13 protein-coding genes and 2 tRNA genes are annotated in these 13,770 nt (G+C 44.1%); 11 read left to right on the top strand and 4 right to left on the bottom strand.

The genetic code is table 11. The annotated features are described in order from the left end of the window. Nucleotides 1-67 precede the first annotated feature (67 nt). The 9 genes from G3RUM_RS00935 (at nucleotide 68) to G3RUM_RS00900 (ending at nucleotide 9,699) form a co-directional block, all read left to right on the top strand. Nucleotides 68-493 (top strand): phage tail tube protein, encoded by a 426-nt coding sequence (locus G3RUM_RS00935; protein WP_129734489.1) that lies wholly within the window; start codon nucleotides 68-70, stop codon nucleotides 491-493. A gap of 26 nt (nucleotides 494-519) precedes the next feature. Beyond that, nucleotides 520-897, top strand: coding sequence for a hypothetical protein (locus G3RUM_RS00930; protein ID WP_129734487.1), 378 nt, complete (start codon nucleotides 520-522; stop codon nucleotides 895-897). A 128-nt stretch (nucleotides 898-1,025) separates the two neighbouring features. Continuing rightward, a complete protein-coding gene (locus G3RUM_RS03785; RefSeq protein WP_164998324.1) occupies nucleotides 1,026-1,193 on the top strand; it encodes a hypothetical protein in 168 nt (55 codons plus the stop codon). Further along, nucleotides 1,174-4,164, top strand: coding sequence for a hypothetical protein (locus G3RUM_RS00925; protein ID WP_129734485.1), 2,991 nt, complete (start codon nucleotides 1,174-1,176; stop codon nucleotides 4,162-4,164). Before G3RUM_RS03785 ends, G3RUM_RS00925 begins: the two co-directional genes overlap by 20 nt. Continuing rightward, nucleotides 4,161-4,526 (top strand): DUF6711 family protein, encoded by a 366-nt coding sequence (locus tag G3RUM_RS00920; RefSeq protein WP_129734483.1) that lies wholly within the window; start codon nucleotides 4,161-4,163, stop codon nucleotides 4,524-4,526. The genes G3RUM_RS00925 and G3RUM_RS00920 overlap by 4 nt, the downstream gene beginning before the upstream one ends. Next, nucleotides 4,523-6,460, top strand: a complete 1,938-nt coding sequence (locus G3RUM_RS00915) for a hypothetical protein (RefSeq protein WP_129734481.1) — start codon at nucleotides 4,523-4,525, stop codon at nucleotides 6,458-6,460. The genes G3RUM_RS00920 and G3RUM_RS00915 overlap by 4 nt, the downstream gene beginning before the upstream one ends. Next, the gene (locus tag G3RUM_RS00910) at nucleotides 6,460-8,661 is read left to right on the top strand and encodes a DUF859 family phage minor structural protein (protein WP_129734479.1); all 2,202 of its coding nucleotides are present in this window, start codon (nucleotides 6,460-6,462) and stop codon (nucleotides 8,659-8,661) included. Before G3RUM_RS00915 ends, G3RUM_RS00910 begins: the two co-directional genes overlap by 1 nt. A gap of 21 nt (nucleotides 8,662-8,682) precedes the next feature. Beyond that, on the top strand, nucleotides 8,683-9,306 hold the full coding sequence (locus G3RUM_RS00905; protein ID WP_129734477.1) for a DNA-3-methyladenine glycosylase I: 624 nt from the start codon (nucleotides 8,683-8,685) through the stop codon (nucleotides 9,304-9,306). Nucleotides 9,307-9,321: 15 nt separating this feature from the next. Next, nucleotides 9,322-9,699: an A1S_2505 family phage non-structural protein gene (locus tag G3RUM_RS00900; protein ID WP_129734475.1), complete on the top strand. Its 378-nt coding sequence runs from the start codon at nucleotides 9,322-9,324 to the stop codon at nucleotides 9,697-9,699. Between the two features lie 384 nt (nucleotides 9,700-10,083). Here G3RUM_RS00900 and G3RUM_RS00895 read toward each other — a convergent pair. Then, nucleotides 10,084-10,159 (bottom strand) — tRNA-Thr (locus G3RUM_RS00895). 195 nt (nucleotides 10,160-10,354) lie between these two features. On the opposite strand from G3RUM_RS00895, the gene G3RUM_RS00890 reads away from it, so the two are divergent. Then, a tRNA-Tyr gene (locus G3RUM_RS00890) sits at nucleotides 10,355-10,439 on the top strand. A gap of 130 nt (nucleotides 10,440-10,569) precedes the next feature. On the opposite strand, the gene G3RUM_RS00885 is transcribed toward G3RUM_RS00890, so the two are convergent. Genes G3RUM_RS00885 through G3RUM_RS00875 form a run of 3 tightly spaced genes read right to left on the bottom strand, consistent with a single transcriptional unit; the run spans nucleotide 10,570 to nucleotide 12,883 of the window. Then, nucleotides 10,570-11,343 (bottom strand): tetratricopeptide repeat protein, encoded by a 774-nt coding sequence (locus G3RUM_RS00885; protein WP_129734473.1) that lies wholly within the window; start codon nucleotides 11,341-11,343, stop codon nucleotides 10,570-10,572. A 9-nt stretch (nucleotides 11,344-11,352) separates the two neighbouring features. Next, nucleotides 11,353-12,015 (bottom strand): DNA polymerase III delta subunit-related protein, encoded by a 663-nt coding sequence (locus G3RUM_RS00880; protein WP_164998323.1) that lies wholly within the window; start codon nucleotides 12,013-12,015, stop codon nucleotides 11,353-11,355. Continuing rightward, nucleotides 11,993-12,883, bottom strand: coding sequence for an RluA family pseudouridine synthase (locus G3RUM_RS00875; protein WP_129734469.1), 891 nt, complete (start codon nucleotides 12,881-12,883; stop codon nucleotides 11,993-11,995). Before G3RUM_RS00875 ends, G3RUM_RS00880 begins: the two co-directional genes overlap by 23 nt. 66 nt (nucleotides 12,884-12,949) lie before the next feature. Here G3RUM_RS00875 and G3RUM_RS00870 point away from each other — a divergent pair, with 66 nt between their 5' ends. Next, complete coding sequence (locus tag G3RUM_RS00870) at nucleotides 12,950-13,756, top strand: HD domain-containing protein (protein WP_129734467.1); 807 nt, start codon at nucleotides 12,950-12,952, stop codon at nucleotides 13,754-13,756. Nucleotides 13,757-13,770 lie beyond the last annotated feature (14 nt).

The raw sequence follows: 13,770 nt of genomic DNA, 5'->3' as shown, positions 1-13,770 counted from the left end.
TTCCTCGTCCAGAGGGCGCATTACATCACATCAACTGTCGTTTTGAAACGACAAGATAGGAGAAATTATGGCTGGAACCCGAACTATGGGTACAACCCTCACAATGAAAAAGGCCGGCGACGAGCAGGCCGATACAGTAATCGCTCATCTTACTTCCATTGGCGAAGTAAATGGCGAACGCGAAGAAATTGACGTAACGACTCTTGATAGTCCAAACGGAGCCAAGGAATTTATCGCCGGTGTCGTAGATTTTGGCTCGTTCGATATCGCTGGGAATATTATTGATGGCGTCCAAGTCTCAGCACTTTATGACGTCTTCAACGGTCAGCAAAACCGCGACTTCGTAATCGAAACACCGTCCGGCACCAAACTAGCCCTCAATGGCTATTTCAGCGCCTTTGGCTTCGGCGAAAAGACTACGGATGGCCTAGATACTTTCAAGGCGACCGTTCGCGTATCTGGCGCGCCAGAATACACACCGGCAAATGTTTAATATTAACTTAATCAAGGAATAATACCATGAGCAACAAACTAAATCTTAAATTCACCGCAAGAGATGTAGCCGCCGTAGAGGAAGCTCTAGACGGCTCACTCGAAAAGATTATTGCGTCATTCAAACTAACAACTTTAATCCAATTCTTAATGGTGGGCTTAAGAGATAAGTCTGGAAATAGGTTGAACCTCGACGAGGAAAAGACATTCGATATCGTTGACGAGAAAATCAAAGAATATGGCAAAATTGAACTTCAAATTGAAGTCATAGACGCTCTGATTGAAGCCGGTTTTTTACCAAGAGCAATCGACACCAATCAAATGCGAACGACTCTCTCCGAAGCAATCGCGGAAGCCTCAAAGATACCAGAAGCTTCCAAGAAAGCTGGCGAGAACACGAAGTAGATGCACTCTATATTGGAGTTTCTCTCGAACTTTATTGGAGCTTAACACCAAATGAGTTTCTCAAGCATTGCGAGGCTTACTCTCGTAAAGTAAAAACTCGTACAGAAACTACGGACGCGCTCAACTATTTGCTCGGCCAGTATATTGGGCTAGCAATTGGAGCGCCGAAGAAGTTCCCAGACAAGCCGTTTCTCTCTAGTACGCAGGAAAAGAAGATGATGCCGATAACCGACGACGTTCTTCTTAAAACTGCCACCCTGCTTGGAGCAAAAATCAATGGCAATGACAGTAGATGAGCTACAAGTTCTCATCACCGCACAAACAAGTAAATTCAACTCAGAAATCGCCAAAGTTCAGAGTCAGATTTCTGGGCTTGATAAAAATGTAAAAAATAGTAGCACTAATATGACTAAAGGCTTTGGCTCGCTCGCGGCCAAGGTTGTTTCTGTTGGTGCGATTATCAAGGCGACCGCAAGCTCAATTACAGCGGCCATGAATTATATCGAGGATGAGAACTTGTTCCAAGTCTCAATGGGTAAATGGGCTGACGCGACTAGAGAGTGGAGTAAGCAGGTTCAGGACTCAGTCGGCGTAAGCGGAGCTTGGCTTCGTAAATACTCTGGCGTAATGACCAATATGACCGCCTCAATGGGTATCGCGCAGGATGAAGCCGTTAAGCTCGGTAAAGGTATTGCTCTACTCTCGAACGACATCGCATCATTCTATAACATATCACCGGAATCAGCCTTTGAGAAAATTCAGTCAGCGATGGCCGGAATGCCGAGGCCGTTACAAGAGCTTGGTATTATGGTGCGAGATAGCGAAGTAAAGCAAGTCGCCTACGCAAATGGCATTGCCAGAACTGGTGATGAGCTAAATACTCAGCAAAAGGCCTTGGCAACCTATCTTGCCATCCTGCAAAGAACTTCAAACGCGCAAGGCGACTTGGCGCGAACCATCAACAGTCCGGCAAATCAGATGAGGATGCTGAAAACCTCAATTATAGATTTAGGTGTAGCAATTGGTAATATGTTCCAACCGCTTCTCTCGGTCGTTCTCCCTGTCCTCAATGCGATCGTAATTGCGACGACGAGAGCGTTTCAGGCGATAGCGAGATTATTCGGAATCGAATTCGACGCGAGTGCTTATGCGCAAGATTTTTCAGACATAAGTACTGGCATAGGATCCGTTGGCGATGCTGCTGATAGTTCAAGTGGCAAGGTCAAGAAGCTCGCTAAACAACTCGCCGCCTTTGATGAAATGAACACTCTAAATGCCCCAGACGATTCATCATCCGGCGGAAGCTCTGGTGGCGGCGGTGGCGGAACTATTGATCTACCAAAGATAGACTGGGATAGTTTATATTCTGGAAACTTTGACAAGATTACCAATAAGGCACTCGAAATGGCCGACAGAATCTACAAGGCTTTCGAGAAGATGGGCAAGAAGCTTAATAATACTTTCAAAAAGATAGAATGGGAGAAAATTAGTAAAGGCCTAAATGAAGTTTGGGAAGCACTGAAACCTTTCGGCGACAGAATTGGCGCCGGGCTAGAATGGCTCTACGATAACGTTTTAGAGCCTCTGACGCTCTGGGCTATGAATGACTTTATTCCTGCCGCCTTCCACGCAATAGCCGGAGCGCTAAACCTAATTGGAGCCGTCATAGATGCTTGTGCGCCAACTTTCGCTTGGTTATTCGATAACTTCTTAAGACCAATTGCCGAATTTACTGGTGGAATTATTGTCAGCGTTCTCCAAGGTATTGGCGATATGCTAAATTGGATCGCTCAGCAACAGGCGGTCGTAGAGCTGATAAAAAATATCGCGTTGACAATAGGTATCATGGTGGCCGCATGGGAAGCTTACCAACTGATAGCCGGAATAGTAACCGGGATTCAAATTGCTATGACCGGTGCCATGGTAGCCGGAACGACAGCAAGTGGCGCTTACGCAGTTGGTCTCGGAGTCGTAACGGCCGCACAGAGCGCCTGTGCGACAGCTGGCCAGATCTTAAACGCTGTATTCTCTACTACGAGTATTGTAGGACTTGCGATTACAGCCGTTCTCACCGGAATTAGCGTAGTAAATGAAGCTTTGAAGCTTTCTACGATGGAAGCTGAACTTGCCGAGCGCAACCGTATGGATACGGTCAAACTCTCAACACAAACAACGGAATGGCATAACGAAGCCATACAAAGGCAGAAAGAGCTGATAGACGAACTAGAGGATGCCGAGTTAAATGCTGTCGATTCCGAACTAGCTTATATCAACGCACAAGAGCAAGCCACCAAGAAACGCGAAAAATATAATGAAATGCTTAATGCCGGTACTTACTCAACCGACGAACTCCACAAAGCTGAGCTTGAAGCACTTTCTGCGGAAGGTCGCGCAACAGCAGCAAAAGAAAAGCTCGCCGAAGCTCAACAGACCGTAACAGATAAAACCGAAGAATACGGCAACATGGAGTGGAAGCGTATTATGACCGAGAAACAGGCCGAGTTGCTAGACCTCGCCAAAGCTGGTCGTTACGAAGATATCAACCAGAAACTCCTCGAACTCGGTACCTCAACTATCGAGTACAAAGACGCGCATGGCAAAATGGTCAAATTTACCGAAGAAGATGCCGAAAATATGGCTCTCTTTATCGGCGACCAGTTAGCAAAAGCAGATGAGGGTTATAAAAAGTTCTGGAATAGCTCAACCGATTCTATAAAAGAAGCCGTAAAGGTGGCAGATGCCGTCGAGCCACAATTCGAACAGAGCGGTCGCAGCTTCGCTGGCGGAATTGCCACCGGTATCAACCAAAACTCGTGGCAGGTCTCAAATGCGGCGAAAAATAGCGCACTTGCCGCCAAGAATACTTTTAACTCTACCCTCCAAATCAAATCGCCAAGCCGGGTGATGAAGAAATCAGGTGGTTTCTTTGTGGCCGGTATCGCTGGCGGAATCGCCGAATCAATTCATGATGCGGAATCTGAAGTCGTCTATATGGCAAATAAACTGACCGGAGCCGTAGATGAAGTGTTCTCCGGCTACGAAATCGCTGACATCGGCCAGAATATGGATATTGGCGCAAATATCGGGAGCGATATTGATGCGAGATTACGGCAAAGTGAATTGCGCCGGGAGATGCAAGAAAAAGATGATGAAGAAGAACCAATCGCCCTGACAGTTAAAATCGGCGAAGATACGATTCTCGATAAGATCGTGAGTGGTATCAACGAGAAATCTTTTATGAACAATATGGGAGTAATTAGCATATGATAGGTACGCTTCTTCAAATCAACGGACAAACAATCCCGAACATCAAGTCCTATAAGGTCGGCAACAACAAGCTTTGGGCCGACGCTGAACGCAATATGAATGGCGATGTCAGAGCGACTTTCATTGGCGTATTTCCGAAAATAGAACTGGAAATCGGTGGAGTCTTAACTTCAGCGATAGTAGCAAATCTCTGTAACTTACTAGACCAACCATACTTCTCCGTCACTTTCTACGATCCCAAAACTAGAACGAATCGTACTGCACAATATTACGCCTCAGATTATACGGTCGAGCTGATGGACAAATACCGCGAGCTATACCAACCATTTACGGTCAACTTAATACCGGTGAGTAAAAGATGATAGAAGTAACTGAAGCTTTTAAGAATGTAGCTAGAGCGCCCGTAAAAACTATCCGCGTAAAGATAGCCTGTGACGGCCACGATTATACTTCGGCGGATGATTTCGTATCACTAACCAAAGAAGATATCGGAAACTATTTTGGCGTAGCAACTAAAAGTTTGTCGTTCAAATTACTTGGCACCGCATATAATTTAATTGGCAAAACCGCCGAGGTCTCTTTCGAAATACAGACCGAGAATGATTGGGAATCCTGCACTCTCGGCCAATTTGTCATTTACGAACAGACGGTCAATTTAGAAAAAGATACCACCGACTTTAAGGCTTATGACCAAATGGGAGTAATGGGCAAAGTCGCATATGAAGCCGGAAATCTTACATTTCCCTGCACGGTAGAAAACTTATTTGAACAAATAAGCGATAGATTTGGCTTAGCAAGATATGCAACAAATGTCGCAAATCTCTCTTATGAAATTACTGAGGATTTATACGCAAGAATCAACGGAACAACTTTTCGTGATATCCTTGCTGAAATAGCCGGCACGACTGCTTCGCTTTGTGAAGTTACTTATAACTCCATAAAACTTCGTCCAATAGAAATGTTGCCAACGGAAACTTTAACTTATGCGAATCTCAAAAAAGCAAAGTTGGAACCAAAATATGGCCCAGTAAATAGCGTTGTACTTGCCAGAACTCCTGCCGAAGACAATATAATAGTTACAGACGAAGAAAGTATTGCCGAAAATGGCAGAACCGAAATAAAACTCGCCAACAATGAGATCCTAGACGATGATCGCGAAACACTTGCGCAACCGATTTTAGATGAAGCAGATGGATTCTATTATTATCCATTCGAGATTACGACCGAGGGCCATGGTTGGTATGAGATTGGTGACAGACTATCCATAACAGACGGCACGAATACTTGGGAAATAATAGTGACCGCCATATCATTAAAAATTGGCCCGGGCATGACAGAAGTTCTCAAAGGCATAGCGCCAACCGAAACGCAGACTAATTATGCACTAGCCGGCGGAATCACGAAGACGATCTATAATACTGAGATTAAAGTCGATAAACAAGGCCAAGAGATTCAATCAATAGTCGAAGAACAGAGTATCCTAGAAAACCAAGTAAATGAAAACTACACCACTATCACACAGACAATCTCAAATGTCGTGACATCAGTACAAAATTCAGGCGGAAACAACCTGCTTAAGAACTCAGCGATGTATGCCTTGGACGATAATGGCCTACCAGTATCTTGGGTTTTAAGTGGCTCTGGTACAATCAACATCACACCGTCTGCTGAAGCTGCTGTCAACGGCTCACTATCGCGTCAAAATATCTCCCTAAAAGATATGACCGTATCGCAAGTAGTAGAAGTAAAGGCAGACAACTCAAGCATCGCTGATAAAACCTACTATTCGTTCTCGTGTAAAATCAAGAAAACGGCCGTTGGTGAGTGTCTAGTTAGGATAGCAGACGGCACCGAAACCGGCGTATGGGAAATCAGCTTAAATAATGGCGATGAATCATTCTACGACGAGCATAGTATCGAGGGGATACTCCCGAATTCATCAAACCTAACGATATCAGTTTATGGATCTGCCGACTCAGAATTCAGTATCAACGATATGATGTTAGCTGTTGGCGACTACAAAACGCAATGGACGCAAGCAAACGGCGAATTTGCGAACACACAAGTTGCGATCGACAGCACCGGTGTAACGATTCGCTCAAGTACGTTAAACGGAACTTATACCAAGCAGACTCCTCAAGAACTGAATGCCTACTCTAATAATGTATTGGCCGCAACTATCAATAACGAGGGATTGGTAGCGCCAAAGGCAGAATTTACAAACGAGATCGCGATGTCTCCAATTAAAATAGTCCCACAAAATGACGGCTGGGCGTTCGTAAGGAGTGAAAACTAATGGCTTGGCAAACAGTAGCGACGACTGCATTAAATGACGCATCCGCAACCTACGGATACGTCTACTTACAATATGACGATTCTTCAAGTGGAACTTCCAGAAGTTCTAGGCTTAGATTTGAAATAAGATCTGGATATTCGGTCTACGTTTATATCGACAATCTTGCCTTAGATGGTGGCGGAGTGAGTGGACGATTCCTCTGCCAAGGCACGATGAACTTTTGGACTGGATCGCTTGCGAACGGCACCAGAACATTTACGTGGTCTTGTCCTTGGTATAGTGGAACTAGGTCATATACTTGCTCCGGATACATTCCTAGTGGAGTTACTGCGCCGAGTGGCCTCTCAGTGGCCTTAAACTCCAAAACCTACAATTCTGCTACGCTCAAAGTGTCAATTTCCTCATATGGTGTTCCATCTGGCGTAGATGGTCGTTATATTGAAGCCGCAATTCTCAACCAGAATTCCTATGGTGCGTCATATCGTTACGCGATAGCCAGAAATACAACTTCCTCGACGATAACCGTCAATAATTCCTCAAACGCAAACCCAAGTTCGTTTAACATCGAGGGGAACCATAGGTATTGGTATGGTGGCTACGCTACAAACACGCAAGCTTCAACTTCGGGCGTTGCCGGCTCGTTCTACACTCCATGTCCACCGCTAGCTACCTTAGCTTACGCAAGCCAAGTGTATTCGGCTTACAATAAAGTTAACGCAACAATTAGCTACATGCGATCTGCTGATGGTGGTGCCGAAACGCGAACCGGATATTATCGCTATTCTACCGATGGCGGAACGAATTATTCGTCATGGATCAGCTTTGGAACAATAAGTGCAGCCGTAGGAACAAACGCGACATTTGTCGCAAATCTCCCAACAGATTCAACTATTACTCTACAGGCTAAAATCAATACGCCAAACGGTGGCGACTCAACAATAAAAACAATCACATTTACTACGATCCCAACGCATGAGGCGCCAAACTTTTCAGATTTTGAATATCGCGATACAAATGCGACGACGACAGAAATGACTGGTGACGATCAAGCCATGATCCAAGGTCAATCCACACCACTTGTCACAATCTCTACTGCCAATAAAGCGACCGGCAATGACGGAGTTAATGTCTCTAACTACGCGATTACTTTTGTCGGTCAATCGAAGACCGTAGACTATGACGATTCGTCGGATGTAACAGCGACATTAGATCCACCGGCAGAATCAGGAACTACGAACCTAACCGTATCGGCAATTGATGCGCTTTCTACCGCAAAGGCCGTAGCAAGACAGGTAACGATTTATCCTTGGGTAAAACCGACTATTTCTGCCTCAATACAACGCGTGAATAACTTTGAATCAGAAGCAAAATTAAACGCCTCTGGAACCTACTCGCCAATTCTTGTAAATGGCGTTGTAAAGAATACTATCTCTCTCGAATACCGAACCAAGAAATCTTCAAGCTCTGAATGGAGCAATTGGACTTCCAGAGCAGTAACGATAAGTAGCGCAAACTGGTCGCTGTCAAACTTATCAATTACGCTAGACAATAATTACCAATGGGATGTCCAAGTTCGAGCCGTTGATTCATTCTCGAATACATCGACCGATCTATCAGTATCAATTGGAATGCCGAACTTCTTTATTGGAGTAGATGGTAGAGTTTCTATTGGAATGAGGCCAAGTAAGACTCTGGCAAGTACCGATCGTGGGCATCTAGAAGTCGACGGCCCAGTATATTCAAAAGGCGTCCCGCTGGTTTCTAGTCACGTCGGCCAAATCATAATGACGACAACCCTAAATACTGCTGCGAAAGTTCAGGCGATTTATGGCGGAACTTGGGTAGCGTGGGGTGCCGGACGCGTACCAATTGGTATCGGTTCAAATGGAACCACGAATTATTCGACCGTAGAAGCGACTGGTGGCGAGGAAAAACATACACTCACGATTGCTGAAATGCCAAGCCATACCCACACGCAAAACTCACATTCGCACACGACTTACAATAAATGGAACTCCTACGGTGCTGGCGATTGTTCCGCGTATGGATATAAGTCCCCGGCGAACGGCTCCTCGCAGGACGGTTGGCAACAAGATTATACTGGCGGAACGACCGCAACCAACCAGAATACTGGTGGTGGCGGATCACACGAAAACCGACAACCATACATAACTGTTTATATGTGGAAAAGAACAGCATAAAATGATATAATAATAGATATAATGAGTTATTGTAACTGGAATAAAACTTCCGAGGCAAACCGTCGCTATCATGACGAAGAATGGGGGGTACCAGTTTTTAATGACGACCGCCATCAATTTGAACATCTATCGATGGAAGTAATGCAATGTGGGTTAAGCTGGGATCTAATGATAAATCGTCGTGATATTTTTCGAAAATGTTTTGACAATTTTGAGTATGAGAAAATTGCAAAATATGACGAAGAAGATATTATCCGAATCATGAGTACGCCAAATATGATAAAATCCCAACGCAAGATTAGAGCGATTATTAACAATGCACGTCTCTTTATTAAAGTACGTGAAGAATTCGGAAGTTTCTGTGATTATTTATGGCAGAATACAGACGGAAAAATAATTTTGTACGATAAACATTCAGATGGACACATTCCAGTTAGTAATGGCCTTTCCGAAAAGATTGGTAATGATTTAAGGAAACGCGGTTTTAAGTATGTCGGCCCAATTACAATCTACTCTCATCTTCAATCAATTGGACTAATTCATGATCACGATAAAAACTGCCCAAGATATAAAGAAATACTCTCAAAACACGACTTCGTTAAAAAGAAAAGATATCTCGAGAATAAAGTTACGCACTATAAATAGGAAGATAGTTATTGTATGGCAAAATACGACGATTTTGGATTTATTACAGAACTAAGCGAAAATGAGATTTTCGTCTTTGGCAGTAATGGCCAGGGCGCTCATTTTGGTGGAGCCGCCGCCACAGCCGTTCATAAGTTTGGCGCTAAAATGGGCCAAGCAGAGGGCTTGCAAGGCCAAAGTTACGCTATCAACACAATGGACTCTGAAGACGAAATGTTTGAGCAGATTAACAGATTTCTCAAATTTGCAGAAGAACATCAAGAATTATTATTTCTTGTGACAGAAATCGGTTGTGGCATAGCTGGGTATAGCCCAGAGCAAATTGCGCCAGCATTTGAAGATTGCACTGGTAATGTGATTCTCCCTAAAGCTTTCCTGAAAGTTTTACAATAGAGGTCTTGTCTGGATCGACAAGGTTTGCGAGGAAAATCCTCTTATGGTCGGCAGATAAAGTGCTGTGTACCTTTGGTTTTGCCTACTACTCAATTGCGGCACTTATCGATCCGGATAAAACCTCTATCATGTTCCGGCTCACATTCGACAACATTTTGTGGAGAATGACTCGTAAATATGAGCCGGAGCAAATGATGGCAAACTATTCTACTTCAATATGCATAGGATTCCTTTCTCATTAGATTGATATTGATTTGTGCTAGTGGGTTCGCCACTCGGAAAACCTATTCAACGATATTGCGTAGTCGAACGGCTCACAACGAAAAAACACCCCGTCTCACAAAGCAATCAGCTAAATGAAACGAGGTGTTTCTAAACACTATATGGAGCCGTCAACCAGGTTTGAACTGGTGACCTTCGCCTTACCATGGCGACGCTCTACCAACTGAGCTATGACGGCATATGATAAAATGTGCTCAACTTGCCACTTTTCGCTTCAGGGGTAGGACCATGGTCTTACCATGGATGCGCTCTACCAACTGAGCTATCGCGGCACACCACCATCATATCACACATTAGCCCAAAAATAAACCTTTGTAGCACCACTTCATTTAACCTTGATTTTTTTGCCGAACTACTATATAATCATCTCAGTGCTGGAATCGTCTAGTGGCAATGACAAGAGACTGTAAATCTCTCGCCTTCGGGCTTCGTAGGTTCGAGTCCTACTTCCAGCACCACTTTCTACGAAAGTGCTGAAAAATCAGAACATCGTTGTCACTTCGTTCCAATCGAGTCCTACTTCCAGCACCAAATAAAATATTCTTGACGTGTAGTCAAGAATATTTTATTTTACAGAAATGCAACTTCCTATATTCGTCTTCGCCCTACATGTTGCTTGATTACTTTTGGTGCCGGCTTTGCACCACTACCCTTCGGAATTACTTTACTTACTGACGCGCTCTTTTTTCGTGCCATTGTTGTAATTTTTCTCTTTTTCGCTGCACCACGCTTTACCTTCGCTGCATTATCTTTAATGATTTGTTCTTCAATTCTGGCCGCCGTTGCAGTAGCAGCCTCGGTATTACCATCAGCCTCATAAATCGCCAAAATTTGTCGCAACGTCGTTGCCTTTGGATCTAACTCATAGGCATTTTCCAAAGCTTCTACAGCTTTTTTGGTTCTTCCTAATTTCTCCTCCGCTTTAGCTAAAGCTATATATCTCGCCGGCACATCACCCTCTAAAGCAATCGCCTGTTCAAACGCCATCGCGGCCTTTTCGTAAGCTCCAGTTTCCAGATATATCAGGCCCACGTTATGAATCGAAGCCGGGTTATTATCCAAAGATTGTGCAATCTCAAAACACTCTACCGCCTCATCATACTTCTGACCTTTCGCATACAAAATCCCCAACCGGTTGTATGCTGCAGCATTCTTTTCGTCGAACTTCAGGATTGTCAACAATGCTTTTTCCGCCCGGAAAGGTTTACGTTCCTTCATCGCTGTCTGCGCAATTTGCCAAAGTTTTTTCATCTGTGCAGTATACTTCGGCGATTTTTCTTCTACCCTCTTCTCACGAGGCTCCAGCGGAAAAAAGAAAGTTAAATAAACAATAAAAACAAATATTGCAAGTATCGCAACCATAAAACAATTCTAGCACAAACACGCTATAATTTGCAATTTTACATGACCATTTTTAGCAACATTCTCATATGCCTGTAAGAATTTTGGCAATTTATGAATAAAAGTCTCTTTTTTGGTCAAAAAATACGACTTATACAACATCTCTATCGCTACCCGTAAGATCTCCATCGCATAAGCCCTTACACCACCCTTCTTCTTACAAATTTCCTCCACCACATCCACCAGTTCACTTGGCTTAGCCACCAATAATTTCTTCGCCAAAGCCTTATCTTTCTCGCTTGCTTCAATCTTCTCTTCAGAAAACTGTGTATCTCGCAAAAAATACACCCCGGCTCGACTCAAAATGGTCGGCAAAATACGGGACGGACTATCCGTAACCAAAACAAAATGAACCTTTTCATTTGGCTCTTCCAAACTCTTTAAAAACGCATTTGCTGCCGCCTCGCTCATAGTATCCGCTGGCCTGATTAACACAAAAACATCATGAGTCTGTCGCGTACTAATTTTCCCAATCACGCCCCGCACTTGCTCTATTGTAATTACGCTTTTTTCCTCCGGCCGCAAAACTATAGCGTTCTTTAATTCAACCGTCACATCTTTAGGCACCACAAAAACCGCCGTACCAGTTTTTAATGCTATTTCAAAAATCTCACTTACCTTCTCGAAAAACATCCTTAAACTCTTTCGGCATTTTCGCCTCAAAAACCATCCTTTTACCATTCGGCAAAGTAATCTCTAACTTATTAGCATGCAAATATAATCTGCCCGCTTTTTCTCCACCATACAAAGGATCCCCCAATATAGGGTGTCCCAAATACTTCAAATGCACCCTTAGTTGATGTGTCCGCCCAGTAGTGGGCTTCAACTCTATCAAAGAATATTTGTCATTACTCTTTATTACTTCATAATAAGTCTCCGAGTCTTTACCGTTCGCATCCACCCGAAACGTCGTTGGGCGCTTCAAATCCCGTGCTATCGGTAAATCTATCTTCGCCGCACCCAATTTCGGTTGCCCAGACACTACCGCATAATAAGTTTTATGCGTAGTACGGTCTTGAAATTGTTTCTTCAAAAATGCCTGCACCTCTGGACTTTTTGCCATTATCACTACGCCGCTCGTATCACGATCCAACCGATGCACCAATAGCCCGTAATTCTCAAGAGTCTTTTCCGGACAATACTGCGCCCGTGGCATCGATAAAAGCCCCGCTGGCTTATTTAGCACTACTACATCCTTATCTTCGTAGATCACCTCTGGCACCAAATCGGCATTTTTCATCGTCTCCGGAATCTTCAGGTCAATCTTCACTCCTCGTTCAAACTTCTGGTTTGGCTTTTTGGCTATCTCGCCATTCACCGTCACAAACCCAAACTCAATAAATTTTTGCAAAGATGACCTATTATAGCTCTTGTAACATTCACCCATCAAAACATCAAGCCGCACTTTTTCTGGTTTTTCCGGTACCTCCGCCAACTCTCGATCACCATTAATCACTCGCGACATCTCTGGCTTGCTAAATTTCTTCCCTGTTACAATCATATACAAATTATACCATATATGTTATAATATCGCCAGGTGGGAGTATTTTTACAGGGAGGTGTTCTTATGACTTTTTATGAGCAAAGAGAAGAAATTATTGCTAAACTACCTAAAGCCGAACGCGACAAACGTCGCCGACAACTTGAGCAGTCCGACATCAAAGTAGCAAAAATGCGCACTCGTCTTAAAGTCCATTTCGACGACCTCGGTCTCGAACAAAGTATGGACGCCTTGGGTTACATGTGTGAAAAACATGGCGACCAGATTCGCAAAAACGGTGAGCAATATATCAGCCATCCTTTATCTATGGCCTGCACCTTTCAATGCTTAAAGATCCCGAACGACGATATCTTTGCCACCCTTTTATTGCACGATGTAATCGAAGAGAGCGCCCCTGACGGTACCAGGTTATTTACTAGCGAAGTCGCCAAGCTGGCCGAAGATCTTCCGGTGGGTCCCGTCGTCAAAGCCGCCGTCAGGCTCATGACCTTGTCTCGAGCCTACCCAGGCGAGAGCGACTACGAGATGAAACAAAGATATATCCAGCAGCTTATCGACGAGGATAAACCAGAGAACAAAGTCGCAACCATCGGAAAGGGTCTCGACCGCTGGAATAATATCACGACTATGCCGGAATTATCTCAACGCGCCATCCGCAAGAATGTCTTAGAAACTTCTATCCTACTCTTGCCGGCCCTCAAGAAGGCCAAAACCAAATGGCCACGCGAAGCCAATATACTATTCCTGATCCGCTCTACTATCAAAAGCATGAATAATATGTTGGCTACTTACAATGGCATCACAGATCTTCACGATGAAAACGAGCTCAAAAGGCTCATCGAAGACAAAAATTATCTCAACGAGCAAGCATAATCATCTCCCACCCA

This window comes from Candidatus Nanosyncoccus alces (genome assembly GCF_004138395.1).
GTDB lineage: Bacteria > Patescibacteriota > Saccharimonadia > Saccharimonadales > Saccharimonadaceae > Nanosyncoccus > Nanosyncoccus alces.
Note: the sequence above shows the minus strand (reverse complement) of the source record. Positions and strands in the feature narration are given on the sequence as shown.

What these genes read in the sequence shown, in the direction of transcription:
- G3RUM_RS00935 (WP_129734489.1), top strand. Translation starts at nt 68, where the DNA reads ATGGCTGGAACCCGAACTATGGGTACAACCCTCACAATGAAAAAGGCC.
- G3RUM_RS00930 (WP_129734487.1), top strand. Translation starts at nt 520, where the DNA reads ATGAGCAACAAACTAAATCTTAAATTCACCGCAAGAGATGTAGCCGCC.
- G3RUM_RS00920 (WP_129734483.1), top strand. Translation starts at nt 4,161, where the DNA reads ATGATAGGTACGCTTCTTCAAATCAACGGACAAACAATCCCGAACATC.
- G3RUM_RS00910 (WP_129734479.1), top strand. Translation starts at nt 6,460, where the DNA reads ATGGCTTGGCAAACAGTAGCGACGACTGCATTAAATGACGCATCCGCA.
- G3RUM_RS00880 (WP_164998323.1), bottom strand. Translation starts at nt 12,015, where the DNA reads ATGTTTTTCGAGAAGGTAAGTGAGATTTTTGAAATAGCATTAAAAACT.
- G3RUM_RS00870 (WP_129734467.1), top strand. Translation starts at nt 12,950, where the DNA reads ATGACTTTTTATGAGCAAAGAGAAGAAATTATTGCTAAACTACCTAAA.
- G3RUM_RS00905 (WP_129734477.1), top strand. Translation starts at nt 8,683, where the DNA reads ATGAGTTATTGTAACTGGAATAAAACTTCCGAGGCAAACCGTCGCTAT.
- G3RUM_RS00885 (WP_129734473.1), bottom strand. Translation starts at nt 11,343, where the DNA reads ATGGTTGCGATACTTGCAATATTTGTTTTTATTGTTTATTTAACTTTC.
- G3RUM_RS00925 (WP_129734485.1), top strand. Translation starts at nt 1,174, where the DNA reads ATGGCAATGACAGTAGATGAGCTACAAGTTCTCATCACCGCACAAACA.
- G3RUM_RS00875 (WP_129734469.1), bottom strand. Translation starts at nt 12,883, where the DNA reads ATGATTGTAACAGGGAAGAAATTTAGCAAGCCAGAGATGTCGCGAGTG.
- G3RUM_RS00900 (WP_129734475.1), top strand. Translation starts at nt 9,322, where the DNA reads ATGGCAAAATACGACGATTTTGGATTTATTACAGAACTAAGCGAAAAT.
- G3RUM_RS00915 (WP_129734481.1), top strand. Translation starts at nt 4,523, where the DNA reads ATGATAGAAGTAACTGAAGCTTTTAAGAATGTAGCTAGAGCGCCCGTA.